A 25,304-nucleotide genomic window follows, 5' to 3' on the forward strand; every position below is an offset into this window, starting at 1 on the left:
CCCCTAAAAACTTTGAAGTAAAGATTTAATTACCAAGTACCAGCCATCTACCAACACAAACAATAAAATTTTAAATGGCAGTGAAATCATGACCGGCGGCAGCATCATCATCCCCATAGACATCAGGACACTTGCCACGACCATATCAATCACCAAGAATGGAATAAAAATCATAAATCCGATTTGAAATGCGGTTTTTATTTCACTTAGCGCAAAGGCAGGTACTAGCATGGAAAGTGGAATTTCCTCTATAGAAGCCGGTCTTTCCGCCTGATTGTAGTCCAGGAATAGTTCCAGATCTTTTTGCCTTGTATGTTCTGCCATAAATTCTTTAAATGGAATCGTGGCTCGATCATACGCCTCTTCCAGCTCGATTTCTTCATTGAACAATGGCTGCAGCGCTTCTTGATTCACTTGCTGGAATGTAGGCGCCATGATGAAAAATGTCAGAAATAGAGCCAGACCGATAATTACTTGGTTCGGCGGAGAGGTATTTGTCGCCAAAGCTGTTCTTGTAAATGAAAGAACAATAACGATTCGAGCAAAAGAAGTCATCAAGATCAAGATGCTCGGCGCCAACGATAAGACCGTTAGAACAAGAAGAAGCTTTACAGATGTGGAAACGTTTGCCGGATCGCTATCGGAAAAGAATGAGATAAAATCTTCCATTATTTATCCTTCTCCTTTTCCTTCCATTTTTCCAACTCATGCTGACGAGTTTTTTGGATATCCGTTAAACGTTTCTTGAACATGTCGCCGAAATTGGCCGATTTCTCTGTATCATTGCTTTCTTCTTTATTCGGGCTTTTCAATTTATTAAGCAACTCCATAATATAGGGTGATGTAGCCATGGTTTGCTTTTCTTGATAAGTATCCAGCAAATCCTGGACTTCCGTTGGATCGTTGATTTCTTTTATTAACTGCACATCTTCCCCTACACCCACTATATATAGCTTGTCGCCAATATGAAGCAGCTGAATGGATTTCTGGGATCCAACAGAGATTCCGCCGATATTTCGAATGACGCTGTTTTGTTGATAACTAGCACTCTTTTTACTGAGAAACTTAAGTACAAAGATTAAAAGCGCCAAAACAAAGACAAGTGTCAATAACATCTTCAAATAATCCCATATTCCTAATCCAACCGTCGAAGAGGCGTTTTCTTCCTCCACTGCCGGGGTAGTATCCTCACAGCCTTCAGCATCAGGATTTTGCCAGCATTCCGTTACCGATTGGCTGCCATTTGCAGCGTCAGCGAAACTTGGGGCAAAAAATATGAATGCAATCAAGAATGCAAAAACTAGATGCCATTTCTTAAGATGTTTCCCATTCATTCGATCAACCTAAAGCTTTTTGTATTGCTTCGATTACTCGATCTGCTTGGAATGGTTTTACGATAAAGTCTTTAGCACCTGCTTGGATGGCATCAATGACCATTGCTTGTTGGCCCATGGCAGAACACATAATAACCGTTGCATTCGGATTTGTTGACTTGATTGCTTTTAATGCAGCGATTCCATCCATCTCCGGCATCGTAATATCCATTGTTACTAAGTCAGGATTTAATTCATTATATTTTTCAACAGCTTGGGCTCCGTCCGCCGCTTCTCCTACTACTTCAAAACCATTTTTCGTTAAAATATCCTTGATCATCATGCGCATGAAAGCGGCATCGTCAACTATTAATATCCTTTTAGACATAAAAAATCCCTCCATAAAATCCTATTTCAAATTGTTTAAACGTTCTGCCTGGCTCATGATGTCGGTAATGCGGACACCAAAGTTTTCATCAATAACGACAACTTCCCCTTTTGCAATAAGGCGGCTATTCACTAAAATATCGACTGGTTCTCCGGCAAGCTTGTCCAGTTCAATAATCGAACCGGAAGTCAGCTGCAAAATTTCCTTGACCGAGTGCTTTGTACGTCCCAGTTCAACCGTGACTTGCAAAGGAATATCAAGCAACATGTTCAAGTTGCGGGCTTCATCCTGCGATATTGGGGAATTCCCAAAAGAAGCAAATTGCGCTTGTTGTACATTTACAGGTTGCTGCGGAGCACGATATGGTGGTGCTGCATAGTTTGTCGGCGGCTCTTGATAAGCAGTTGCCGCTTGTTGTTGATAGACCGGCGGCCGTTCGTACATCGGCTGCTGCGGCTGTACTGGCTGCTGTGGGACAGGTTGCGGTGCCGGTTCGTGAGTTGGCGGTTGTTGCGCAGCTGGTTGTTGTACCGGCGGCTCTGGCGTTGCCGGAGCTGGCCCTTCTTCTTCGCCCAATAAAATTTTTACGATTTTCTTGCCAAATTGCAGCGGAAATAGCTGCATTAGATTCGAATCTATTAATGTTCCAATCTTTAAACGGAATGAAACTTTCACTAATAAATTGTCTTCCGGAATGCGTTCTGTTCCTTCATTTTGTGATAGATTCATCAGATCGATGGTTGGCGGTGAAATGTCCACTTTTTTATTAAAGATTGTGGACATGGATGTTGCAGCCGATCCCATCATTTGATTCATCGCTTCCTGCACTGCACTTAGTTGAATTTCGCTTAAATCCGGACTGGGATTCAATCCGTCTCCACCTAGCATCAAGTCTGCAATAATGGCTGCATCGGATTGTTTAATGACGAGCAAGTTTGCTCCCGATAAGCCTTGTGTATACTCCACTTGGATTGCTACATATGGATGGGGAAATTCTTGTTCCAATTGATCGCGGTCCAAAATGGAAACAACCGGTGTTGTAATATCTACTTTTTGCCCCAGTAATGTCGATAAAGCAGTAGCTGAGCTACCAAAAGAAATATTTCCAACTTCACCCAATGCATCTTGTTCCATAGAATCCAAGTAGTCTTCTACTCGTAATGGTTCGTTCGTTGAAGATTCAGATGTTAGGTCTTTTGGTTGATCGTCTAATGATTCTCCTCTTAACAATGCTTCAATTTCTTCTTGGGAGAGCATACCATCATTCATCTTCGTCTCCTCCTTCTAATGGTGCAATAATTTGGACGGCCATTTTTTTATTCCGTTTTCCAGGCTGCACAGTGAATTTCGGTATTGAACCAACTCTTAAAGTAAGTGGTTCTTCGATATTTTGATCTAATTGAATCACGTCTCCAATATTCATATAAAGGAAATCTTCAATCGTGATGTTCGTTGTTCCGAGTTCTGCAACGAGAGGGAGCTCGGCTTGCTTTACTCGTTTTTCAAGCATGGTTGCTTGCTCAGGTGTGGCTTCCTTCGTATTCGATTGCATCCAATAGGAAACCGATAAGTTCTGGATAATTGGTTCCAATACCACATGAGGAATACAAATGTTAATCATACCGGTAGTTTCGCCTATAACCGTGTTCAATGAAATAACGATGACCGTTTCATTTGGTGAAATCATCTGCAAGAATTGAGGATTCACTTCCAATTCTACTAAAATCGGATCAATTTCGGCGATTGTCTCCCAAGCTTCCCGTAGATTATCGAAAGAACGTTCAAACATGTTTTTCATGATTTTCTGTTCGATTTCAGTCAAGTTCGCCACGTTACTGTAACTCGATCCACTGCCTCCCATTAATCGGTCCAACATGGAGTAAGCAATATTTGGATTAATCTCCATTAAAATATTACCATCTAAAGGCGGTACTTCAAATACATTTATTAATGTCATATTGGGAATGGAACGGACAAATTCTTCAAAAGGAATTTGGTCGACGGATGCCACACTGATTTGTACATAGGTTCTTAACTTTGCCGAGAAAAATGTAGTTAGCAATCTGGCAAAGTTTTCATGGATACGGGTTAAACTTCGAATTTGGTCTTTCGAAAAACGAAGCGCCCGTTTGAAATCATAGATTTTGACTTTCTTGGTTTCTTCTTCTTTTTTTATGTCATCTGCTGACATTTCTCCGGTAGAGATTGCAGAAAGTAGCGCATCAATTTCGGATTGGGATAGAACATCTCCAGCCATTTGCCCACCTCCATTTCAAGATGTTTCTTTAAATTTCACTGTATGATATAGGAGGTTATATATACTTGCTGTACTTTCCCCTCTTGCATCAGCTCATTTAATTGGGATTTTAAAGTCGATTCAAAAGACAATTTTCCATCTTTCCCTTTCAAATCTTCTTTCGTCATTTCAGAAAGCAGCGTAATGACAATATTTTTTGTTTGGAAATCCCGTTTTGTTAATTCTTCAGCAGCTTTTTTGCTGTCTGTTTGGATTTTCAAGGAAATCATCGCAATGCTGTTATCTGCCAGATTTGTAGTAATTTGCGGTACATCCACGGAAGCCTCGACGATCTCGTCGATGGAAGGTTCCACTTCGGCCGATTGTTTATTGAATTGTGTCAACAAAACAAAAACGACAACCCCGATTAATGTAATCGTCAATAAAATAATGAGCATGACAGTTAATAATTTATTATTTTTCATTGTCTTCACCTCGTAAATGCGGGTTGGATAAAACTTGGATGCTTCGATAAAATTTGTCAACTTTTAACCGGACCTGTTCCTGAGATTCTTTCACAATAAACTTCCGGCCATTCGTTAACGTAATGGTTGTGTCGGGAAAGGACTCAACCGTTTCTATGTATAAAGCATTCAACGAAAATGTCTTTCCATTTAACCTTGTCAGTTCAATCATTGAAATGGGGCCGGGACGCTTACGAGTGCCGGCCCGACCCTCCTTTTCAAGGAATCTAGTAACCTACTAATTGATTATCGTTTTAAGTTAACCAATTCTTGTAAAATTTCATCAGACGTTGTAATAATACGAGAGTTCGCTTGGAATCCCCGTTGGGCAACGATCATCTCAGTGAACTCCTCGGAAAGGTCAACGTTGGACATTTCCAGGAAGCCGGATTGGATGGAGCCTTTTCCTTCTGCTTGTGGGTTATAATCTGCTTCATCAATACTATCAGCACCATCAGGAAACCCTGAAGCCGGTGACTGTGTAAAATAATTAGAGCCAACTTTTTCTAGCCCTTCGCTGTTAGGGAATTTTGCTAAACTTATTTTTCCAGCAGAACTCAATTCTCCAGTTGAACTAACAATATTTACTGTTCCATCTTGGCCAATTGACATACTTTGTGATGTAGGATCAACCTGAATTGCATCTCCATCAGTATTAAGTAAATACATACCATCAGATGTTACAATATAACCAGCGCTATCTAGATAGAAATTACCTGCTCTAGTATAAGAAATATCACCTGAAGCAGTTCCTTCTCCCGCTCCTGTTGCTACACGGAAATACCCATCACCAGAAACCGCCAAGTCCAACACTCTTCCTGTTGTTTGTAACGACCCGCCTGTTGTCACTGTATCAATTGCCGCTAATTGTGAACCTAAACCCACTTGTTTCGCGTTAACACCACCACGAGTTTCAGATGGAGCTGTAGCCCCAGCATTCATCTGGGAAATTAGGTCTTTAAATACAACGCGCCCTTTTTTAAACCCGTAAGTATTAACATTTGAAATATTGTTCCCAATCACATCTAATTTAGTTTGAAAGTTTTTTAACCCTGAAATTCCTGAATACATTGAACGTAACATTTGTTCGTTCTCCTCTCGTTTTTCGTTTATTTTTTAGTTTGTCTTCGTTTGCCGCGTCTGTCAGTCAGCGACAAGAGGCATCCAAAAGTCTCTTGGTCCTGCCTTTAAAGTACGATGGTTCCATCGATGTTTGTAAAGATTTGATTTTTGGTTTCCGATCGTTCCATTGCTGTGATTACCGTTTCATTTTTTGCACTTACAATTAAGGCTGCTTGATTCATCAAGACGAGGGGCTGTTTTACTCCCTTTGCCCGTGCTTCATATACTTTTTGCGACATTTGCTTCCATTCTTGTTCTGAAATATGGATATTTCTTTCAATCATTCTTTCATTTGCATGTTTACTGATTTTAAGCGTTCCATTCTTTGTTGCTTTCTGCAAATGATTTACAAAAGACTGGTTTCCTTGAACTTGGGCGATCGTTGCATTTTTCTTATGTATCGTTGGCCGTAATGGTAAGTGCGAAATGTCGATTCGATTCATTTCAACACCACCTTTTATTTACTCATTGCTTCAAATTGTCCTTCTTTCAAACGCGTCTTGTTCGCATCATTGAGGATATACTCAATCGCTGAATTATTCGTTGATACAGCTTCAATGATTGCTTGCAGCATTTCGCCATTCGAGTCATATTGAACGGTTTGGCCAATTAATTGGCTTGCCGCAGCAAAAGGATTTTCCGATTTGGCACTTGCTGAAACAGCGGAGCCATTATTTAAAATCGAAGTAATGTTAGCTGGTTTGATTTCCTTGCCATCTTTCAGGACAAATACCGGTTCCCCGTCAACAAATTTTAATTCGTCAATAGCGCCTGTTCCTTTGGCAATAATGGGTTGTCCATTGTTATCCAGTTTCTCCGTCAACTCTGTCCATTTTACTTCTTTGCCGACAAATGTTGTATAGGACATCAGCTGAGTTTGCGTCTGGGATGTGAGCAGCTTTTCCATCGCTGTTGTCATATTTTGCATTTGCTCCAAGGAAGAAAATTGCGCCATTTGGGAAATGAATTCTTTATCATCCATTGGCTGCGTTGGATCTTGGTTTTGTAATTGCGTAATCAAGATTTTTAAAAATGCATCTTTGCCAAGGCTTGAGTTATTGCCGTTTTCGCTGATTTTCGGCTTTTGTGTTGAAGCCAAGAAATAATCATTGGTAATTCCCGTTGTAGCCATTTTCTACACTTCCTCATTTATTAAATAATCAACAAAGGATGTTGTTTCTTCCTCATCTTTTGAATGATGATCTTTTTCCTTTTGTCCTGATTGTTGTTTAAACTGCTGGCCAAAAGACTGTTGATCGCGCTGGTTGCGGTCCGTTTCCTGCAAACTTTGTGCAATATCAATGCGATCCATTTGGATATTCGCCTGTGCAAACGCCGACTTAAGCTGATGCAATTGATTATCCAACAATTCTTTTCCTAAAGCTGTTGATGTTAGGAATCTAGCCGTTAGAACACCATCTTGCTGCATTATTTCAATACGAATCGATCCCAAATTTTCAGGGTACAGCTTCAATAATAGCTTTGTCATTCCAGGAGCAGTTGATATTTGACTGCGATTAAGCAAATTTTGAATCTCTCTTGCAAGCGCCTCGGATTGTGCCCCCTTTTCTGCCGGTAGTGTAACCGTGATGGTTCTTGCAGTTATATTCGTGTTCGGCATTGTGCTTGGCATTGCAACATCATCCAGGCTTTGTGTGGATTCGCTTGTTTCCACAGTCTTCACTACCTGCTGGATGACCTGTTCAAAATTCTGCAAAGGAAGCTTGCCCGTCAAGGTTGTTTCGGTCTTTTGGGGATGTTGATCTACTTCCTTAACGTTAATTTTCAACATTTCATTTAGCTGTTTTAATGTTCTCGGAAGTTCCGGCAACCCCTCTTTTGGCGTTAGTTGCATTCCTTTTAAAAATTGGTCAAGCTGTTCTACTGTTGTTGCTTGATTTTGCAATAGATCTGAATTTTTGCCGGCCACTTGTGCCAATTTTAAAAATTGCATGAGCTGTTCAGCTTGTTTAGGGGTTATTTTTAATTCACTTGGTTGAGTTATTGCTTTTTGTTCACCTTGCAATGCTGCTAATATTTGCTGAAGCATTTCCGGTCCTTGTTGCAAAACGCCCTCCATTAATTCCCATATATCAGTGTTTTCACCCGATTCAACACCTAGCTGATGCAAAGTTTGCTCTAATTCATCTGGCTCAATATTCAGTACAGCCATCAAGTTTTCAAGGTTCATCATTTCATCTACTGCTATCGCCTGCTCATCACCAATCATGAACAACCCTTCATCATGAGGGATACCCAATGTGTTTAAAAAGTCTTCCATTGATTGAGAGCCTAACAAATCTTGCAATTTCTCCAAGTCAACTGATTCCATTGCAATTGCTTCAGTTTCAGCTAAATTAGATTCTTTAGTAGAAATGGCGTTTTTAAACAAATCTCCAAAACTTTTATTCTTCTCTGTTGCGCCATTTGTAGCAACCGATTTAGTGTTTGTTTTGACCATACATGAAAGCTGCATTATTCCTACGTTCATTATTTCACCTCCTTTTAAGGCTCTTTCGTTTTACTGCGATAAAAGTTCTGTATAGCGAGCCGCATCTTGGGGGTCCATTTTTTCCAAAATGCCCGATAATGTTTCAGGACCCATATTCGCCAGAATTTTCACCGCTTGTTCCTCGCTCATTTCGACTAGAATGGGCGCTGCTGATTTAGCGGACATTTCCTCAAAAGACTTTAAGATATCATCAAATTCCTTTTTGGCTTCCGTTTGTTCGTTTTGCAATTTTTCAATTTCGTATTGCAATTCTTCTTGCTTCGTGAGGCTTTCTTGATTTTCTGCTTTTTGCGCCTCTACTTCTGCCTGCAACTTTTCTATCTCTGCTTCTTTTTCTTTAACTTCCGCCTCAAAAGCGACAACTTTTTCGCTGAAATTCGTTGTCGCATCTCCCAACGGTGATTCTTCACCGCTTTTTAAATTCGTTAGTTCAGCTGCCTTTTCAAAAACATTGAAATTCGTAAATGTCGCAATGGCCAAAAGAATCGCTAATATAAATAACAGAGGGATGATAAACCAAAAGAACAATTTTTGAAATAATCCTGGTGACTTTTCTTCATGAATATTCGTTGTTTCTTTTTTTGCTTTAGCTTTTGCCATGAAATCACCTAAATTCTTTTTTGTAATACATAAGGGATGATAGTTCGTCCAAATAGAGCATTTCAACTTTATCCTGCTCCGCTTTGAAAATAGCAAGATCTTTTTCGCGCATTTTCTCAAACTTACGTATTTCCAAGTTTTTTTCTAATAATTTTTGTTCATGATAGTTCATTTTTGTACGGGCTTGTACAACTTTTTGCTGAACCTCTGCGATTGTCCTTTCCAGAGTGGTGATAAAAGTGCTAAAATGATGAATTTCATCTATTGTTGCACCGACTGCCAATCGATCATTTTGATATGTAATTAAATCTTCTTTCTTCTTTAAAAGTTCATACAAAGTGGTTGCGATTTCTTCAAAAGATCGAACAGCCTCTTTGTATGCAGCTTCCGTTTGCTGTTTTTCTTGTTCCCGTACCGATAATATATTATCGAAACGATATGTATATTGAACCATTAGTTTCCACCGCCATTTGATAATGCTATGATTTCCGCTTCCGTATCTTCCAAAGAAACCTTATCTTTATATCCTTGTTTCAAAAATTTCGTTATGAGTGGTTCATAGTGGATTGCTTCATCAATTTCTTTCGAGGATCCGCGTTTATAGGCGCCTATGTTGATTAAATCCTCGGATTTTGCATATGTATAATAAAGTTCTCTAAGTCTTTCGGCAGCTTGCACATGTTCCGGCCTTGAAATATGGTTCATTAGTCGACTGACACTTTTTAGAACATTAATAGCAGGGTACTGCCCTTTGTTCGCCAAAGTCCGATCGAGCACAATATGTCCATCAAGAATTCCCCGCACCGTATCGGCAATCGGTTCGTTCATATCATCCCCATCAACCAGTACTGTATAAAATGCCGTAATGGAGCCATGCTGGTTTGTTCCCGTACGTTCCAGCAGCTTCGGTAAAATGGAGAATACGGATGGCGTATACCCTTTTTGTGCAGGGGGTTCTCCGGTTGCCAAACCGATTTCGCGCTGCGCCATGGCAACTCGCGTGACGGAATCCATCATGAGCATCACATTCAACCCGCGGTCACGGAAATATTCGGCGATGGCGGTTGCCGTAAATGCTCCTTTGATGCGCATAAGTGCAGGTTGGTCGCCTGTTGCCGCAACGACTATGGAGCGTTTTAACCCCTCTTCGCCTAAATCCCGCTCGATAAACTCGAGCACTTCCCGGCCACGTTCACCAATTAGCGCGATGACGTTTAAATCCGCCTTCGTATTTCTGGCAATCATCCCTAGCAAGGTACTTTTCCCAACACCCGAACCCGCAAATATCCCCACACGCTGTCCATTTCCAACTGTTAGCATGCCATCGATTGCTTTAACGCCGACTTCGAGCTGGTCTTGAATTGGCGGCCGTTCCAGTGGGTTGGGCGGATCTTGCTCCGTCTGAACCGTTACCAGCCCTTTTGGAAGGGATGAGCCATCAAAAGGGTTGCCCATTGAATCGAGTACTTTTCCAATTAGTTCCGGTCCCACCTTTACTTCAAGCGGTTTCCCGGTGCCTTCAACAAGACAGCCGATTGAAATCTCACGAATCGAAGTGTACGGCATCAAAACGACATACTCATTATTAAATCCAACGACTTCTGCCAGGATGATTTGATGTCCGTTTTTCGGTGAATTGACATGTATTTTACATACATCCCCAATTGAGCTTTCAGGACCCTGCGACTCAATCATCAAACCTACTACCCGGTTTACCTTGCCAAATTTCTTCAATGTATCAAGTTTTGGGATTTTATCGATTAACTGAGCCGCTTTCATCCTGCGTCACTCCCTGGTATCCAGAATTTCATTGAGCTTTAAGCGAAGTTCGCTTAGCTGCTGATCCACAGACAATACGATTCGACCATGATTCGTTTCGATATAACATTGCGTATCCATTAATTCATCATCAACGAAAATAAACAACGGCACATCAGTCGGGAAAATTTCTACCAGCTCGCTGCGATGCTGTGTAAGCAGTGCATGGTAAACCGGCGAAACATAGATTTTGATTTCCTTCATTTCCCTTGCTTCTTTTAATCCTTTTTTCACGATGGATAGGAACACTTCATCTTCTTTTTCTAGCGTTGTATTAATAATTCGTTCAGCAGCAGCGATGGCAAGCTCCAAAATCACATATTCTTGTTCTTCTCGATATTGGTTCGCCATTACTTTTGAGTCTTCAATTACTCTATTGGCAAGTGCAAGGGACTCCTGCATATCGGCATGCGCTTTTGTCATTCCTTCTTCATACCCTTGCTGAAATCCCTGTTCGTAAGCATTCTGTTCCAATAAAAGCTTTTCTTCTTCCCACGCTTTTTTAAGCTGTTCAAGCTCTTCAAGCTGTGCATTGCGGTAGGCTTCAAATTGCTGTTGTTGTGCCTCAACCTCTAGTTTTGCATCCGATAAAAGCCGTTCGCGCTCTTCCTGGATTTGAATTAGAGAAGCGTTAGGTTGGTGTTTCTCGATATCTTCCCCATTAAAATCTTCCGTAAAAAGATTGCGAAGCTGAATTTCGACCTGTTTGTCTTCTTGTTGGAATTGAGCAGATCGGATAATTCTAGACAATAACGTCATCTCCTCCACCACGAGCGATGATAATTTCTCCAGCATCCTCTAAGCGACGAATCACTCCGACAATTCTTGATTGTGCTTCTTCTACATCACGAAGCCGAACCGGTCCCATGATTTCCATTTCCTCTTTGAATGTATCAGCCATTCGTTGAGACATATTGCGGAAAATAATTTCTTTTACTTCTTCACTGCTTACTTTCATCGACAATAATAGATCTTCGTTTTCGCAATCGCGGATCACTCTTTGAATTGAACGGTTATCCAGCGTAACAATATCTTCAAATACAAACATTCTCTTTTTGATTTCTTCCGCAAGTTCCGGATCTTGAATTTCCAAAGCATCAAGAATGGTTTTTTCCGTTTGCCGGTCAACACCATTTAATACATCGACAACGGCATCCACACCGCCAGTTTCCGTATAGTCTTGCGTTACCGTAGACGAAAGCTTTCTTTCCAGCACGGACTCGATTTCACTGATCACTTCCGGAGATGTCGAATCCATCATGGCAATCCGCTTTGCAATATCCGCTTGCACTTCCTGAGGCAAGGAAGACAGAATAACACCGGCTTGTCCCGGGTCTAAATAAGACAAGATCAACGCAATGGTCTGTGGATGCTCATTTTGAATAAAGTTAAAGATTTGTCCAGGATCTGCTTTTCGTGCAAAATCGAACGGGCGAACTTGCAAAGAAGACGTTAGGCGGTTAATAATGGCTTGCGCCTGCTCCGCCCCAAGCGCTTTTTCCAATACTGTTTTTGCATAGCCAATCCCACCTTGGGAGATATAATCCTGGGCTAGTGCAATATTGTGGAATTCCTCAATGATATCTTCTTTTATAGTGGGCTCCACTTTTTTTACACTGGAGATTTCCAGCGTTAACCGTTCAATTTCTTCTTCATTCAAATGTTTATACACAGAAGCAGAGACTTCTGGTCCCAGTGAAATTAACAATAAGGCCGCTTTTTGTTTGCCTGTTAATTCCTTTTCTTTTTTGGACATGTTCGAACACCACCATTAATCTTCTGTTATCCAACTGCGCAATAGCTTTGCAAAGTCTTCCGGCTTTTCTTTCGCCATTTTTTCAAGCTGTTTACGGCGCACGGTGCCTTCCGTTTCTTTTTCTTCATTTATGTCATTCACCATGAGCTGTTCTTGTTCTTCCAGGATCGTGAATTCCTCTTCTTCTTCTGTTTGTCTTCTTGATCGAACAATAAAGATTACGAGCAATAAAATGACTGCAACCAAAATTCCGCCGATCACCCAGACCCACCAAGGAATTGTTGGCGTTTCCTGGATTGCGCTTGCATCATTGCCCAAGAATGGTTGAACGGAAACGACCACTTTCTGGCCAATCTGCTCATCCGTCAACTCACCGGCAGCTTCTTTATCAATGCTTGTACGAACAATCGCGGAAAGCATTTCTTCAATATCCGTTCTAACGTCATTCGACAGTGAAGCAACGTCATCTGCAACAGGTGGTTCAACCATAACCTGGATGCCGATGTCACGAATTTTATATGGGCTTTCCTGAACTTCTTTCGTGATTCGATTCACGTCATTGTTGATTGTTTCTTCAACTCGTTCATAGTCTCCGTCGCCGCTTGTTACCGCGTTGTAATCAACGAAATTATCCGTTCCCGCTCCCGCTTCCGGAGTTCCGGATGCAGCATCTACTCCCGAATACGTCTCTGTAATCCGTTGGGCGCTTATTTCAATGCCTTCCATGTTCTCTTCATCAACAGGTTCAACAAGTTTTTCTTCACGATTTTCTTGCTGGAAATCAATATCTGTTGTCACGGAAACAACCACTTTATCATTGCCCATTAAAGTACCGAGCATTTTTTGCACTTGTCTTTGCAAATCACGCTCAATCGTTTTTTTCACCTGTATCTGGCCTTCGACAGAGTCAATGGAGTTGGAACCGGAGGAAGCTGATTCCAGGTCGAAGTACTCAGAATATTGATTTGTAATAACAATATTATCCGTACTTAAATTGGGGATACTTTTTGAAACCAGGTTATATAATGTTGTCACTTGCTCATCTGTAAATTGATGTCCAGGTTCTGTATCCAATACAATGGATGCACTTGCGCTCTGATCCGCATCGTTCACGAAAACGCCCTGTTCCGGCATCGTAATCATGACATTGGCATCTTTAACACCATCGATTGTTTTAATTAAATTAGCTAATTCTGTTTGTGTGGCAGCCAATTTAATCACATTGAATTCATTATCCGTCATCCCGAAGCCTGCATTGGATGTGAAGAAGGAATTATTGATTTCTCCCGATTCAGGATAGCCTTGGGCAGCCAAAGAAACTGTCAACGAATCGACTTGTTTTTCCGGCACCAGTATGTTTGTTCCGCCCGGCCCTATTTCATATGGCACCCCTTGCGCAGTCAATACTTCCGCAATTTCTCCTGTTTCCGCGGCAGTTAGCTCTGTAAAGAGCGGTACCATTTTCGTTCTTGTAGAAAAGTATGTAAGGATTGCTGCAAGTGCGATGACACCTACCAACGTACCAATCATTGCAGCTTTTTGATTTTTTGTACGACTCCTCCAAAAATGAGTCGAGTCCGATTTAACTTTTGTAAAACGTTCATTCATTAGCTATCCCCCGATTTTTTAAACACACACCTATTGAGAATGGGAGTGTTGGCACCTGTGATTTGGTCTCCTTGTATATCTGCACTCGAATCTATTTGTTTGGTGCAAATATAAAGCTATTTAATGAAGTTAAATCGTCATTCGCATAATTTCTTGATAAGCTTCAATTGCTTTGTTGCGCACTTCCATTGTTGCATTTAGCGTTACACTCGCTTTTTGAGCTGAAATCATCACTTCATGCAATTCAACATCTTCGCCGTTAATCAGTTTTTGCGTCATTGCATCTGATTGAATTTGTTGATGGTTAACGGAAGCGATCGCCTCTTTCAATGTATTCGCAAATGACTGTTGTGCTTCAAATGGCGTCGGAGCAGCAGCTATCTTATTCGTGTCATTTATAGCTTGGGCATTCGCAAGGTTTAACGATACAGGATTGATTGCCAATCTAGCCCACCCTTTCTATGATTGTTATTTTCCGATTTCCAGTGCCTTCGTGAGCATGGATTTGTTTGCATTAAAAACGGTTATATTCGCTTCGTATGATCGAGTGGCAGAAACCAAATCCACCATTTCCGTCAAAAGATCGACATTCGGCATCTGGACATATCCCTCTTCGTTTGCATCAGGATGTGTTGGATCGAATACCAATTTGAACGGCGTTCGGTTATCTTCATTAATCCTTGTGACTTTCACGCCATTTCCGGCATTCTCTGTTTTCCCCATTGCAGAGTTCAGGAAACTTGAAAATTGCCCAGTATCTTCCGTCAACGTGACAGATTTACGGCGATAGGGTTCCCATTGTCCATTCGCTTGTTTAGCCCGCGTTGTATCAACGTTGGCTATATTGGACGAAATAACATCCATTCGCAAACGTTGGGCAGTCAATGCGGAAGCAGTCGTATTCATGCTTGAAAAGATAAACATAGTTATCTACCTCCCTTTATAACATTATTCAAGGTGTTGAACTTGCTGGAGACCCGTTCGATCAGCGCATTATAGTAGATTGTGTTTTGGGCCAGGCTCGCTTGTTCTGCATCCATATCTACACCGTTTCCATTGCTCCGGTAATTAAAGTTTTCGTAGCTGTAAACACCCGGCGTTGATTGTTTGATGTCAAACTCAAAATGGCGATTGTCGGTGCGATTAGCGGAAATTGCCGATTTTTTCGCATCTGACAGCATCTTTTCAAAACTGACATTTTTCGCCTTGTAGTTGGGTGTATCCACATTTGCGATGTTTTGTGCGATCGTTTTATTTTTTAAAGAAGCATAATTGAGGCCGTTTTCCAGGCTGCTAATTGTCCCTCCGAATAAATTCAAAGCTTTCACCTCAAATATTTTAATTATATTACAGTATATTTCAAATCAATAACTTAATTTTAAGTTATAGGGGCTATTGGTGTCTATTGGCATTTATGCTTTTTTAATAGGCTTAAGGAACTAATTTTGTGACATCAAGGGAATTTTCAAGTCACAATTCGTACTAATTTATACTATTTCGACAGTGATAATATCCTCTTCCTCACTATTTTGCATTAATTTTCTTCCTTTCGGACCAACCATAATATGGACTGTTTGTTACAAACGCAATGCGAAATAAGTCGAATCCACCCATCAAAAATACTACACCGAGCGTCTTGGGAATACCAATATTTTCATTATCATTAGGAAGCTGCAAGAATAAATTTTTGTCGTTTGGACTTTCACACAAAGCCGGCATCACAGTTTGTTATCTTTAAAAGAAAACTATGTTATCCAAAAAAAAAAATGGTTCTGCCAACACTGACAGAACCATTCTTGTTTATTAATTTATTTACTTCATTTTAATTTCAGCCAATGCATTTAAGAACTTATCGTTCAATACTTTAATGTATGTTCCTTTCATACCTAAAGATCTTGATTCAATAACACCGGCGGATTCGAGTTTACGCAATGCATTTACAATTACAGAACGGGTAATTCCTACGCGGTCTGCAATTTTTGATGCAACCAGCAAGCCTTCATTGCCATCCAGTTCTTCAAAGATATGCTCAATTGCTTCCAATTCGGAATAAGATAACGAATTAATCGCCATTTGTACAACCGCTTTGCTTCGCGCTTCTTCTTCAATTTCCTCAGCCTTTTCGCGCAGGATTTCCATTCCTACTACCGTCGCGCCATATTCAGCCAAGATTAAGTCATCATCCTCAAACTTGTCGGAAAGACGTCCTAAAATCAATGTTCCCAAACGTTCTCCGCCACCGATAATCGGCACAATTGTCGTTAAGCCATTTTCGAATAGTTCACGGTTTTCAATCGGGAAAATCGTATGTTCGCTGTTGATATCCAGATTTGGAGATGTTTCACTAATATCGAATAAATGCTGTGCATAATCTTCCGGGAATTGGCGTTCTTCAAACATTTTTTTCATACGTGCATTTTCAATTGTTTGATGTACGGAAATACCTAATAATTTTCCTTTACGGCTTACGATGAATACGTTGCTTTCAATAATATCGCCAAGTGTGTCGGCCATCTCTTTAAAGTTAACCGGCTTTCCGGCTGATGCTTGCAGCATGGAGTTAATCTTGCGTGTTCTATCTAATAAAGTCATTTATAAATATCCTCCTAAGGGGTCCATATGTTAATTCACTTAATATTCTAAAGGTTCCTACAATTTATTGAAACTAATTTTGCTTGATTATAATATAAATTGTGACAAATCTTTGTTTTTTGAAATTTTTTCAAGTTTTTTGTCCACATATGCCGTCGTAATTTCGATATGTGCCGGTGCGATTTCAGATGCTTCATAGGAAAGCTCTTCTAATAGTCTTTCCAAAATAGTGTGAAGTCTTCGCGCACCAATATTATCTGTTTCTTGGTTTACTTCCGTAGCGATTTCGGCAATTCTTTCAATTGCTTCGTCGGTAAATTCAATCGATACACCTTCAGTTTCCAATAATGCTTTGTATTGCAAAATGAGCGATTGATCGGGTTCTTTCAAGATTCGTATAAAATCTTCTTTTGTTAATTTATCCAACTCGACGCGAATCGGGAAACGACCTTGAAGCTCGGGAATTAAATCGCTTGGTTTCGATATATGGAAAGCTCCGGCTGCAATAAAGAGCATAAAATCCGTTTTAACCGGTCCATACTTCGTCGTTACCGTGGAGCCTTCGACGATTGGCAGGATATCGCGTTGCACGCCTTCTCGTGAAACATCAGCCGAAGAAGAACTGCGGCTCGCAATTTTGTCGATTTCATCGATGAAGATAATTCCGGATTGTTCGGCACGACGGATTGCTTCGGCAGCTAATTCGTCCGTATCAATTAGTTTATTCGCTTCTTCGACAATTAAAACACGCCGCGCATCTTTTACTTTCATTTTTCGTTTCTTTGTTTTCTTCGGCATCAGGCTCGAAAGCATATCCTGCATACCGGAAGAACCCATATCCATTCCCATGCCAGGCATCATTTCAAGGAAGGGCGTGTTTTGTTCCGTAACTTCAACTGTCACCCATTCTTCTTCTAAGTTGCCTGCATTCAAGTCCTCTTTCACTTGGGAACGTTTTGAACGCATTTCGGAATCATCTTGATTTGACTCTTCTGCTTGATTATCATTTTTTTGCCCGAAAAGCATCTCCAAAGGATTTTGTGCCATCTTTTGCTTTGTTTTTGATGGAACAAGCAATTTTACCAATTTTTCATTGGCATTTTGCTCGGCGATATCTTTAACCGCTTCCATCATTTCGTCTTTTACAAGTCTACGGGCACTTTCAACCAGGTCTCGAACCATGGATTCTACATCCCGTCCAACATAGCCTACTTCCGTAAACTTGGTTGCTTCCACTTTAATAAATGGAGCATTTGTTAATTTCGCAATTCTTCGGGCAATTTCGGTTTTACCAACACCCGTCGGTCCGATCATCAAAATATTTTTTGGAATGATTTCATTTTGCATTTCTTCGCTTAGAAGGGATCTGCGATATCTATTTCGAAGTGCAATGGCTACTGCACGTTTAGCATTATTCTGCCCAACAATGTGACGATTTAACTGTTCTGTAATTTGTCTTGGCGTTAAATTTTGTTGTGTCATTCTTCAAGCGCCTCCACGATTATATTATGGTTTGTATAAACACAAATTTCAGCAGCAATCGTTAGCGCTGCTTTGGCAATTTCACTGGCGGAAAGGTTATGTCCCGAATATTGTTTCAGGGCTCTTCCTGCTGATAATGCATAGTTGCCGCCGGAACCAATTGCCAAAATGCCATCATCCGGTTCAATTACTTCCCCTGTACCCGAAATTAATAAAAGTGTGGATCGATCCATTACAAGAAGAAGCGCTTCCAGCTGACGCAACATTTTATCGCCTCTCCATTGCTTTGCTACCTCGACAGCAGCCCGTTGCAAATTTCCGTCAAATTCATTGAGTTTCGATTCAAACATTTCAAATAATGTAAAGGCGTCTGCAACTGAACCTGCAAAACCTGCCAGCACTTTCCCATTGAATAGACGTCTGACCTTTCTGGCCGTATGTTTCATCACAACTGCATTTCCCAGTGTGACTTGGCCATCGCCAGCCATTGCACATTTTCCATTATGATGAATTGCAAATATAGTGGTCGCATGGAGTTGCTCCATTTTCATTCCTCCTAACATTAAGCTCGTGGATGGGTATTCATATACGTATTTCGAAGATGTTCCTTAGTTACATGCGTGTATACCTGAGTTGATGACAAACTAGCATGCCCGAGCAACTCTTGAACCGTTCTTAAATCAGCTCCTTGATTTAGTAAGTGCGTTGCAAAAGAATGCCTTAGCATATGAGGGTATATTTTTGTATGCATGGATGCATTTTTAATCATCTCTTCCAGTATATAACGAACACCGCGTGCCGTAAGTTCACCCCCGCGCATATTGACGAAAAGTTTATGATGCTGTTTGTTTTTCATTAACTTGGGCCGCACTTCTTCAATATATCTAGTCAATGCTTCATGCGCATATTGGCCAAAGGGAATAATTCTTTCTTTTCTCCCTTTCCCCATTACCCGAATAATGGAGTAATGAAAATCAATATCTGCCATTTCAATTGAAGTACATTCACTTACGCGAATACCTGTTGCATAAAGCAGTTCCAGCAAAGCCATGTTTCGTATCGATTTAGGATCATTTCCGACATTGTTTTCAAATAGATGCGTAAGTTCTTCCTCATAGAAAAAATTCGGTAATCGTTTTTCTTTCTTTGGGTGGTAAAGTGATTGGAATGAGGAATCATCAAGGTTAAATTCGCGATTTAAATATTTAAAAAAAGAGCGAATTGAAGAGATCTTTCGAGAGATGGAGGTTCTCGCTTTTTTTTCCTCATAAAGTTTTGTCACATAAATTCGCGCATGGAGATATTCGACTTCTTCCAATTTTGAAATACCTTCTGAGTTTAGAAAGGCTAAAAATTCTTTCAAGTCATATTCATATTCGCGAACCGTGTGTACCGAGAAGTTTTTTTCTATTTGAATATACTTGAGAAAACTGTCCAACTCTGCAAACGTTTTTTGCATTGCAACACACCTAATTCACTTTATATTTTGAAAACATCCATTAAGACACTATACCTATCACGGACGGATATCAAGTATTTCGTATCTTTTAATTCTAAACATTTTGTGAAAATTGCCAAATTTTAATAAATCGGTTTAGTTTTTACATTATTATCGGACAAAAAAGGTGTTTTCCGCTTTCTATTGTCCGATCGGAGCAAACGGGCGTTCTCCGCTTTTCTTGTATACAAAATTAAAATGCCTCATAAATTATAACAACTTATGAAGGCATTTTGCAAATTATATTGTTTGAGAAGTCACAAAATTTTGAATTGTTGATAATGCTCGGTTTGCGTGTTTCTCAGCGCGCTCTGCTTTGGACTTTATACGTTGTCCCAAGTCAGGGAAAATCCCGAAATTCACATTCATTGGTTGGAAATTCTTTGCATCGGCTTCCGTAATATAGCGCGCCATACTTCCCAATGCTGTTTCAAACGGGAATTCAACCAATTCTTGGCCAAGCGCCATTCTTGCAGCATTGATTCCTGCGATTAACCCGCTACCCGCCGATTCAACGTATCCTTCTACACCTGTCATTTGACCGGCAAAGAAAATATTTTCATTGGCACGAAGTTGATATGTTTTCTTTAATACAGTTGGCGAGTTGATGAAAGTATTGCGGTGCATGACGCCATACCTTACTATTTCAAGATTTTCAAGACCTGGAATCATGGCAAAGACTCTCTTTTGCTCTCCCCATTTTAAATGCGTCTGGAATCCAACGATGTTATATAAAGTACCCGCTGCATCATCTTGACGCAATTGAACGACAGCATACGGACGCTTTCCTGTTTTCGGATCTTCCAGTCCTACCGGCTTCATCGGTCCAAACAACATGGTTTTCTCTCCGCGGGAAGCCATTACCTCGATCGGCATGCAGCCTTCAAAATACTTTTCCTTCTCGAATTCTTTTAATGGCGCACATTCAGCCGTAAGAAGCGCTTCACGGAAGGCGTCAAATTCTTCTTTCGTCATCGGGCAATTTAAGTAAGCTGCTTCCCCTTTATCATAGCGGGACTTTAAATATACTTTGTCCATGTTAATGCTGTCTTTTTCAAGTATTGGAGCAGCCGCATCATAGAAGTATAAGTAATCTTGGCCAGTCAGGGCTTTGATTTTCTCTGCCAATGCAGGAGACGTTAGAGGACCTGTTGCTACCACCGTAATTCCCTCTGGAATCTCCGTTACTTCCTCATTGATGATTTCAACCAACGGATGGTTTTTTACCGCCTCCGTCACATATCCCGCAAATTCATGACGGTCTACCGCAAGCGCTCCACCAGCCGGTACGGATGCATTGTCTGCCGCCTTTAGGATGACGGAATCCAGCATGCGCATTTCTTCTTTAATAACCCCAACGGCATTTGTTAAGCCGTTTGCACGAAGCGAGTTGGAACAAACAAGTTCCGCAAATTTATCTGTATGATGGGCTGGTGTTTGTTTAATCGGCCGCATTTCATATAAACGAACCTTTACACCACGCTTGGCGATTTGCCATGCCGCTTCACTGCCCGCAAGCCCTGCACCAATTACATTTACGATTTTTTCTGTCATTTTACTACCATCTTTCTACTGCTATTGTGTAGGCGCCTCTTCATAGTCACATTTTGTGCATTGAATTTGGATACCTTTTTTAATCTTCTTCTCCACCATTAGACTATTACATTTCGGACAAGGTCTACTAATTGGCTTATCCCATGAAACGAAATCACATTCCGGATACGTATTGCATCCGTAGAATAATCGTTTCGTTTTGCTTTTTCTTTCGACAATTTCTCCGGTATCGCAATTTGGACATTTCACGCCGATCGGTTTCATGATTGCTTTCGTGTTGCGGCATTCCGGGAAGTTTGAGCATGCCATGAATTTTCCGTATCGTCCCAGTTTATAAACCATCGGAGACCCGCAATTCTCGCAATCTTCTCCCGCCGGTTCATCTTTAATCTCGATTTTTTCCATTGCTTCATCGGCATGTTTGACATGCTTTTCAAAGTCTTTATAAAAATCATCGATAATTTTAACCCAATTTGTTTGTCCTTCTTCTATCTTATCCAAGTCTTCTTCCATTTTAGCAGTAAATTCAATATTAATAATTTCCGGGAAGAATTCAAGTACAAGCTGGTGAACGATTTCACCAAGTTCTGTAGGGACAAACCGTTTTGAATCAAGTTGTACGTATCCACGTCTTTGGATTACATCCAATGTCGGTGCATAGGTTGAAGGCCGTCCAATGCCGCGCTCTTCCAACTCTTTTACAAGACGCGCTTCCGTAAATCGTGGAGGCGGCTGTGTAAAATGCTGTTTTGGTTCAATTTCAAGCGAAGTAACTGTATCGCCCACTTCCATCTCAGGAAGAAGTTTTGTTGTTTCTTCCGTTTGGTCATCTGTTCCTTCAATATAAAGCTTCATAAAACCAGGAAACTTCACATGCGAACCGTTTGCACGGAATTGGACTTCTCCATTGACGAGGTCGACCGTAACTGTATCCAAAATTGCAGGTGCCATTTGGCTTGCGATGAATCTTTCCCAAATCAGGCGATAGAGTCTAAGCTGATCACGACTCAGTACCGCTTTTAGTTCATCCGGCGTTCTCATGGCACTTGTCGGACGGATTGCCTCATGGGCATCTTGGGCATTGGCTGATTTTTTCGTTTGCTTTGGCTCGGAAACAATATAGTCTTTACCGTATTTCCCATCAATATAACTGATTGCTTCGGCTTTGGCACTTTCTGAAATTCGGGTAGAGTCTGTACGCATATACGTAATTAACCCCACTGTCCCTTCTTTTTTGCCGATATCAATTCCTTCATATAACTGTTGAGCCAGCATCATCGTTTTCTTCGCACGGAAATTTAGTTTTCTGGCTGCTTCTTGTTGCAGAGAAGATGTTGTAAAAGCAGGTGCTGCATTTCTTTTGCGTTCCTTTTTCACTACATTGGCAACTTGAAACTCGTTTCCTTTAATCGCGTTTAAAACCGCTTTCACTTGTTCTTCATTTGATAATTTTACTTTTTCTTTTCCATTTCCAAAATAAAACGCATCAAACTGCTTTTTGCCTTTTTCGAAATTTGCCTCAATCGACCAATATTCTTCAGGCACGAAGTTTTTGATTTCCTCTTCACGATCAATGATAAATCGAAGGGCTATGGATTGTACACGGCCAGCCGATAATCCTTTTTTTACTTTTTTCCAAAGGATCGGGCTAATGTTATAGCCTACGAGTCTATCCAAAATGCGGCGTGCTTGTTGCGCATCTACCAAATCCATGTTGATGGGACGCGGATGTTTAAATGATTCCAAGATTGCATCTTTTGTAATTTCATTGAATACTACGCGGCAATCGGAGGTTGTATCGACATTTAAAGCTTGCGCCAAGTGCCAGGCAATCGCTTCCCCTTCACGATCGGGATCGGCTGCGAGATAGATTTTTTTCGCTTTTTTTGCTGCCGATTTTAAATCTTGCAATACCGGTCCTTTGCCTCGGATCGTAATGTACTTTGGTTCATAATTGTTCTCAGTATCGATTCCCGTTTGGCTTTTCGGCAAATCCCTAACATGGCCAATGGAAGCTTTTACTTTATATTTTTTACCCAAATATCTCTCAATTGTTTTCGCTTTTGCAGGCGATTCTACGATCACTAAATAATCTGCCATCTATATACTTCCCCCTTGTAGAGGTAAATTGTTTATCTTGAATGCGTATAACGCAATACCTAAAAATTATACCTGTTGCAAAATGTATAACAGTTTTTATGAGAATGCAACTTTTTTTTAATATTTACCAATTAATTATGCCTCATTATAATGTAGGAAAAATTGATTCAACATGCTTTCCTCGAAGAAACTGCGGAAACCATTAGGGGCTTTAACTTCATGCAAATTTCGGCATAGTACCAAGCTGAGTGAAGTTAAAAGAATTTCAATTCCTCGAGAATTTGATGCCCGTCCCATATAGGGATTGCCCCCTCCCGAAGCAGGCTGTTGGTTCCTTTTGACTGTTCGGAGTGAATCGGGCCAGGCACAATAAAAATATCTTTCCCATGTTCCAAAGCGTGCTCGGTTGTTATTAGTGTACCACTTTTCAGATTTGCCTCAGTCACTACAATGGCATTGCTAATACCGCTTATAATACGATTTCTCATCGGAAAATGCCATTTTTGGACCCCAACATAGGGAGGATATTCTGTTAAAAGTAAATGATTTTCTTGAATTTGGCAAGCAAGCAGTTTATTTTCTTTTGGATAAATATGCGAAAATCCATGTCCCAAAACAGCGATTGTTTTCCCTCCAAATTTCAAAGTTGCATGGTGGGCAAGGCTGTCCGCTCCTTTTGCCAGTCCACTTACTATAACGATATTCTGTTCAACAAGTGGCGGTACAATATACTCCATGGCTAAGGCCGAATAATTGGTCGCTTTTCTGGAACCAATAATGGCAATTTTCATCGGGTGCTGCAAGAGAGTAACGTCCCCCTTTGCATAAAGGACTGTCGGGGGATCCATCAAATCGTTCAAACTGTTAGGGTAAAATTCACTATTATATGGAATAACTTTTATATTAGCAGAATTATATGCTTCCAATAGATTATTTTGTAACACGATTTTATAATTAATTAAAATTTGGTCTGCAGCATTTGTCGAAATGGATAATATTTTAGCTAATCTAAAAGATGAAATTCTTGCCAAATTGTGTGTCGATTCGATAGATTTCATCAAGTTGCGGAATTTGTTTAAGGGAAGTGGATAAACGTAATGGAAAGAGAGGAGTTCTTGCAAATCGTTCATAGTATCACTCCTTATTATGAAGAAATTTTTCTTCGCACAAAGCTCCACGCTTCATGTATAAAAAGTGACCGCATTTTTTGAAAGCCAAGCGCCCTGATTAACTCCACTAAACGCTGGAGCTATAAGAAAAGGTGCAGCGCCTCCACACGCTGCACCTTCTATTTTAATGCGTTTTACATTGTTCGTATAGACCTTTTTCTTTTAACACCTTAATTAATGTTTCGCCGATTACTGACGGCGTAGGAGCCACTTCGATTCCCGCCTCATTCATCGCCTTGATTTTTTCGCTGGCCGTTCCTTTACCGCCTGAAATGATTGCACCGGCATGTCCCATACGTTTTCCTGGAGGAGCCGTTTGTCCGCCGATAAATCCGACGACTGGTTTTGTCATGTTTGCCTTGATCCATTCCGCAGCTTCTTCTTCCGCCGTACCGCCGATTTCCCCGATCATCACGACCGCATATGTTTCAGGATCGTTGTTGAACTCTTCCAATACGTCGATAAAGTTTGTGCCGTTCACCGGGTCTCCCCCGATACCGACCGCCGTTGTTTGGCCAATGCCCGCTTGGGTTAACTGGTGCACGGCTTCATATGTTAATGTTCCGGAACGAGAGACAACCCCTACATGCCCTTTAGTATGGATGTAGCCTGGCATAATGCCGATTTTACACTCATCTGCAGTAATTACGCCCGGGCAGTTTGGTCCAACCAATCGAGTTTTCTTGCCTTCCATATAGCGTTTCACTTCGATCATATCCAACACCGGAATATGTTCGGTAATGCAAATTGTCATATCAAGATCGGCTTCGACGCCTTCCATGATGGCATCTGCCGCAAAAGGGGCAGGAACATAGATTACAGAAACATTCGCACCAGTTGCATCTACTGCTTCTTGCACAGTATTGAACACGGGAACTCCTTCAATCACTTGTCCACCTTTGCCAGGGGTTACACCTGCCACGATTTTCGTACCGTATTCCAGCATTTGCTTTGTATGGAATAGTGCTGTTTCTCCTGTAATACCTTGCACAATTACTTTAGTATCTGCATTAATATATACACTCATGTCCT

The 25,304-nt window shown here is 40.8% G+C and carries 28 protein-coding genes; all 28 read right to left on the reverse strand.

What is annotated here, in order from left to right; translation table 11 throughout:
- Positions 1–3: 3 nt before the first annotated feature.
- The 28 genes from fliP to sucD all read right to left on the reverse strand — a co-directional run bounded on the left by fliP (position 4) and on the right by sucD (position 25,299).
- The gene (fliP, locus tag D1B33_RS01940) at positions 4–669 is read right to left on the reverse strand and encodes a flagellar type III secretion system pore protein FliP (protein WP_118874645.1); all 666 of its coding nucleotides are present in this window, start codon (positions 667–669) and stop codon (positions 4–6) included.
- Entirely contained in the window at positions 669–1,334 is a 666-nt protein-coding gene (locus D1B33_RS01945) for a flagellar biosynthetic protein FliO (protein ID WP_118874646.1), read from the reverse strand. The genes fliP and D1B33_RS01945 overlap by 1 nt, the downstream gene beginning before the upstream one ends.
- Positions 1,335–1,338: 4 nt before the next feature.
- Complete coding sequence (locus tag D1B33_RS01950; RefSeq protein ID WP_118874647.1) at positions 1,339–1,701, reverse strand: response regulator; 363 nt, start codon at positions 1,699–1,701, stop codon at positions 1,339–1,341.
- Between the two features lie 21 nt (positions 1,702–1,722).
- Positions 1,723–2,970, reverse strand: a complete 1,248-nt coding sequence (fliY, locus tag D1B33_RS01955; protein WP_118874648.1) for a flagellar motor switch phosphatase FliY — start codon at positions 2,968–2,970, stop codon at positions 1,723–1,725.
- Complete coding sequence (gene fliM / locus D1B33_RS01960; RefSeq protein WP_118874649.1) at positions 2,963–3,958, reverse strand: flagellar motor switch protein FliM; 996 nt, start codon at positions 3,956–3,958, stop codon at positions 2,963–2,965. The genes fliY and fliM overlap by 8 nt, the downstream gene beginning before the upstream one ends.
- A 35-nt stretch (positions 3,959–3,993) precedes the next feature.
- On the reverse strand, positions 3,994–4,422 hold the full coding sequence (gene fliL, locus D1B33_RS01965) for a flagellar basal body-associated protein FliL (RefSeq protein WP_118874650.1): 429 nt from the start codon (positions 4,420–4,422) through the stop codon (positions 3,994–3,996).
- Positions 4,412–4,633, reverse strand: a complete 222-nt coding sequence (locus D1B33_RS01970) for a flagellar FlbD family protein (RefSeq protein WP_118874651.1) — start codon at positions 4,631–4,633, stop codon at positions 4,412–4,414. The genes fliL and D1B33_RS01970 overlap by 11 nt, the downstream gene beginning before the upstream one ends.
- A 74-nt stretch (positions 4,634–4,707) precedes the next feature.
- Entirely contained in the window at positions 4,708–5,544 is an 837-nt protein-coding gene (gene flgG, locus D1B33_RS01975) for a flagellar basal body rod protein FlgG (RefSeq protein ID WP_118874652.1), read from the reverse strand.
- A gap of 104 nt (positions 5,545–5,648) precedes the next feature.
- On the reverse strand, positions 5,649–6,026 hold the full coding sequence (locus D1B33_RS01980; RefSeq protein ID WP_118874653.1) for a TIGR02530 family flagellar biosynthesis protein: 378 nt from the start codon (positions 6,024–6,026) through the stop codon (positions 5,649–5,651).
- A 14-nt stretch (positions 6,027–6,040) separates the two neighbouring features.
- Positions 6,041–6,715, reverse strand: coding sequence for a flagellar hook assembly protein FlgD (gene flgD, locus D1B33_RS01985; RefSeq protein ID WP_118874654.1), 675 nt, complete (start codon positions 6,713–6,715; stop codon positions 6,041–6,043).
- Positions 6,716–6,718: 3 nt separating this feature from the next.
- The gene (locus D1B33_RS01990) at positions 6,719–8,074 is read right to left on the reverse strand and encodes a flagellar hook-length control protein FliK (protein ID WP_118874655.1); all 1,356 of its coding nucleotides are present in this window, start codon (positions 8,072–8,074) and stop codon (positions 6,719–6,721) included.
- Between the two features lie 30 nt (positions 8,075–8,104).
- On the reverse strand, positions 8,105–8,695 hold the full coding sequence (locus tag D1B33_RS01995; RefSeq protein ID WP_118874656.1) for a MotE family protein: 591 nt from the start codon (positions 8,693–8,695) through the stop codon (positions 8,105–8,107).
- A gap of 4 nt (positions 8,696–8,699) precedes the next feature.
- Complete coding sequence (gene fliJ / locus D1B33_RS02000; RefSeq protein ID WP_118874657.1) at positions 8,700–9,149, reverse strand: flagellar export protein FliJ; 450 nt, start codon at positions 9,147–9,149, stop codon at positions 8,700–8,702.
- Entirely contained in the window at positions 9,149–10,474 is a 1,326-nt protein-coding gene (gene fliI / locus D1B33_RS02005; RefSeq protein WP_118874658.1) for a flagellar protein export ATPase FliI, read from the reverse strand. Before fliI ends, fliJ begins: the two co-directional genes overlap by 1 nt.
- A gap of 6 nt (positions 10,475–10,480) precedes the next feature.
- Positions 10,481–11,272: a flagellar assembly protein FliH gene (gene fliH / locus D1B33_RS02010; RefSeq protein WP_325049390.1), complete on the reverse strand. Its 792-nt coding sequence runs from the start codon at positions 11,270–11,272 to the stop codon at positions 10,481–10,483.
- Positions 11,256–12,269 (reverse strand): flagellar motor switch protein FliG, encoded by a 1,014-nt coding sequence (gene fliG, locus D1B33_RS02015; RefSeq protein WP_118874660.1) that lies wholly within the window; start codon positions 12,267–12,269, stop codon positions 11,256–11,258. The genes fliH and fliG overlap by 17 nt, the downstream gene beginning before the upstream one ends.
- Positions 12,270–12,284: 15 nt before the next feature.
- Positions 12,285–13,877: a flagellar basal-body MS-ring/collar protein FliF gene (fliF, locus tag D1B33_RS02020; RefSeq protein WP_118874661.1), complete on the reverse strand. Its 1,593-nt coding sequence runs from the start codon at positions 13,875–13,877 to the stop codon at positions 12,285–12,287.
- A gap of 129 nt (positions 13,878–14,006) precedes the next feature.
- Entirely contained in the window at positions 14,007–14,276 is a 270-nt protein-coding gene (fliE, locus tag D1B33_RS02025; protein ID WP_472926577.1) for a flagellar hook-basal body complex protein FliE, read from the reverse strand.
- A gap of 69 nt (positions 14,277–14,345) precedes the next feature.
- Positions 14,346–14,801 carry a flagellar basal body rod protein FlgC gene (flgC, locus tag D1B33_RS02030; RefSeq protein WP_118874663.1) on the reverse strand — a complete coding sequence of 152 codons (456 nt, stop codon included), beginning with the start codon at positions 14,799–14,801 and terminating at the stop codon, positions 14,346–14,348.
- Between the two features lie 2 nt (positions 14,802–14,803).
- Positions 14,804–15,196, reverse strand: a complete 393-nt coding sequence (gene flgB, locus D1B33_RS02035; RefSeq protein WP_118874664.1) for a flagellar basal body rod protein FlgB — start codon at positions 15,194–15,196, stop codon at positions 14,804–14,806.
- A 493-nt stretch (positions 15,197–15,689) separates the two neighbouring features.
- Positions 15,690–16,469: a GTP-sensing pleiotropic transcriptional regulator CodY gene (gene codY, locus D1B33_RS02045; RefSeq protein WP_118874666.1), complete on the reverse strand. Its 780-nt coding sequence runs from the start codon at positions 16,467–16,469 to the stop codon at positions 15,690–15,692.
- An 87-nt stretch (positions 16,470–16,556) separates the two neighbouring features.
- Positions 16,557–17,951 (reverse strand): ATP-dependent protease ATPase subunit HslU, encoded by a 1,395-nt coding sequence (gene hslU / locus D1B33_RS02050; protein ID WP_118874667.1) that lies wholly within the window; start codon positions 17,949–17,951, stop codon positions 16,557–16,559.
- Positions 17,948–18,496 carry an ATP-dependent protease subunit HslV gene (gene hslV, locus D1B33_RS02055; protein ID WP_118874668.1) on the reverse strand — a complete coding sequence of 183 codons (549 nt, stop codon included), beginning with the start codon at positions 18,494–18,496 and terminating at the stop codon, positions 17,948–17,950. The genes hslU and hslV overlap by 4 nt, the downstream gene beginning before the upstream one ends.
- Positions 18,497–18,513: 17 nt before the next feature.
- Positions 18,514–19,410: a tyrosine recombinase XerC gene (gene xerC, locus D1B33_RS02060; protein WP_118874669.1), complete on the reverse strand. Its 897-nt coding sequence runs from the start codon at positions 19,408–19,410 to the stop codon at positions 18,514–18,516.
- Positions 19,411–19,689: 279 nt separating this feature from the next.
- Complete coding sequence (gene trmFO, locus D1B33_RS02065; RefSeq protein WP_118874670.1) at positions 19,690–21,003, reverse strand: FADH(2)-oxidizing methylenetetrahydrofolate--tRNA-(uracil(54)-C(5))-methyltransferase TrmFO; 1,314 nt, start codon at positions 21,001–21,003, stop codon at positions 19,690–19,692.
- 21 nt (positions 21,004–21,024) lie between these two features.
- Positions 21,025–23,103 carry a type I DNA topoisomerase gene (gene topA / locus D1B33_RS02070; RefSeq protein WP_118874671.1) on the reverse strand — a complete coding sequence of 693 codons (2,079 nt, stop codon included), beginning with the start codon at positions 23,101–23,103 and terminating at the stop codon, positions 21,025–21,027.
- A gap of 254 nt (positions 23,104–23,357) precedes the next feature.
- On the reverse strand, positions 23,358–24,233 hold the full coding sequence (gene dprA / locus D1B33_RS02075; protein WP_118874672.1) for a DNA-processing protein DprA: 876 nt from the start codon (positions 24,231–24,233) through the stop codon (positions 23,358–23,360).
- Positions 24,234–24,396: 163 nt separating this feature from the next.
- Complete coding sequence (gene sucD, locus D1B33_RS02080) at positions 24,397–25,299, reverse strand: succinate--CoA ligase subunit alpha (protein WP_118874673.1); 903 nt, start codon at positions 25,297–25,299, stop codon at positions 24,397–24,399.
- Positions 25,300–25,304: the final 5 nt, after the last annotated feature.

This window comes from Ureibacillus yapensis (assembly GCF_003515775.1).
Taxonomy (GTDB): domain Bacteria; phylum Bacillota; class Bacilli; order Bacillales_A; family Planococcaceae; genus Ureibacillus; species Ureibacillus yapensis.

Excerpts from the sequence above, each read along its gene's own strand:
- fliP (WP_118874645.1), bottom strand. The coding sequence starts at position 669 with ATGGAAGATTTTATCTCATTCTTTTCCGATAGCGATCCGGCAAACGTT.
- D1B33_RS01945 (WP_118874646.1), bottom strand. The coding sequence starts at position 1,334 with ATGAATGGGAAACATCTTAAGAAATGGCATCTAGTTTTTGCATTCTTG.
- D1B33_RS01950 (WP_118874647.1), bottom strand. The coding sequence starts at position 1,701 with ATGTCTAAAAGGATATTAATAGTTGACGATGCCGCTTTCATGCGCATG.
- fliY (WP_118874648.1), bottom strand. The coding sequence starts at position 2,970 with ATGAATGATGGTATGCTCTCCCAAGAAGAAATTGAAGCATTGTTAAGA.
- fliM (WP_118874649.1), bottom strand. The coding sequence starts at position 3,958 with ATGGCTGGAGATGTTCTATCCCAATCCGAAATTGATGCGCTACTTTCT.
- fliL (WP_118874650.1), bottom strand. The coding sequence starts at position 4,422 with ATGAAAAATAATAAATTATTAACTGTCATGCTCATTATTTTATTGACG.
- D1B33_RS01970 (WP_118874651.1), bottom strand. The coding sequence starts at position 4,633 with ATGATTGAACTGACAAGGTTAAATGGAAAGACATTTTCGTTGAATGCT.
- flgG (WP_118874652.1), bottom strand. The coding sequence starts at position 5,544 with ATGTTACGTTCAATGTATTCAGGAATTTCAGGGTTAAAAAACTTTCAA.
- D1B33_RS01980 (WP_118874653.1), bottom strand. The coding sequence starts at position 6,026 with ATGAATCGAATCGACATTTCGCACTTACCATTACGGCCAACGATACAT.
- flgD (WP_118874654.1), bottom strand. The coding sequence starts at position 6,715 with ATGGCTACAACGGGAATTACCAATGATTATTTCTTGGCTTCAACACAA.
- D1B33_RS01990 (WP_118874655.1), bottom strand. The coding sequence starts at position 8,074 with ATGAACGTAGGAATAATGCAGCTTTCATGTATGGTCAAAACAAACACT.
- D1B33_RS01995 (WP_118874656.1), bottom strand. The coding sequence starts at position 8,695 with ATGGCAAAAGCTAAAGCAAAAAAAGAAACAACGAATATTCATGAAGAA.
- fliJ (WP_118874657.1), bottom strand. The coding sequence starts at position 9,149 with ATGGTTCAATATACATATCGTTTCGATAATATATTATCGGTACGGGAA.
- fliI (WP_118874658.1), bottom strand. The coding sequence starts at position 10,474 with ATGAAAGCGGCTCAGTTAATCGATAAAATCCCAAAACTTGATACATTG.
- fliH (WP_325049390.1), bottom strand. The coding sequence starts at position 11,272 with ATGACGTTATTGTCTAGAATTATCCGATCTGCTCAATTCCAACAAGAA.
- fliG (WP_118874660.1), bottom strand. The coding sequence starts at position 12,269 with ATGTCCAAAAAAGAAAAGGAATTAACAGGCAAACAAAAAGCGGCCTTA.
- fliF (WP_118874661.1), bottom strand. The coding sequence starts at position 13,877 with ATGAATGAACGTTTTACAAAAGTTAAATCGGACTCGACTCATTTTTGG.
- flgC (WP_118874663.1), bottom strand. The coding sequence starts at position 14,801 with ATGTTTATCTTTTCAAGCATGAATACGACTGCTTCCGCATTGACTGCC.
- codY (WP_118874666.1), bottom strand. The coding sequence starts at position 16,469 with ATGACTTTATTAGATAGAACACGCAAGATTAACTCCATGCTGCAAGCA.
- hslU (WP_118874667.1), bottom strand. The coding sequence starts at position 17,951 with ATGACACAACAAAATTTAACGCCAAGACAAATTACAGAACAGTTAAAT.
- hslV (WP_118874668.1), bottom strand. The coding sequence starts at position 18,496 with ATGGAGCAACTCCATGCGACCACTATATTTGCAATTCATCATAATGGA.
- xerC (WP_118874669.1), bottom strand. The coding sequence starts at position 19,410 with ATGCAAAAAACGTTTGCAGAGTTGGACAGTTTTCTCAAGTATATTCAA.
- trmFO (WP_118874670.1), bottom strand. The coding sequence starts at position 21,003 with ATGACAGAAAAAATCGTAAATGTAATTGGTGCAGGGCTTGCGGGCAGT.
- topA (WP_118874671.1), bottom strand. The coding sequence starts at position 23,103 with ATGGCAGATTATTTAGTGATCGTAGAATCGCCTGCAAAAGCGAAAACA.
- dprA (WP_118874672.1), bottom strand. The coding sequence starts at position 24,233 with ATGAACGATTTGCAAGAACTCCTCTCTTTCCATTACGTTTATCCACTT.
- sucD (WP_118874673.1), bottom strand. The coding sequence starts at position 25,299 with ATGAGTGTATATATTAATGCAGATACTAAAGTAATTGTGCAAGGTATT.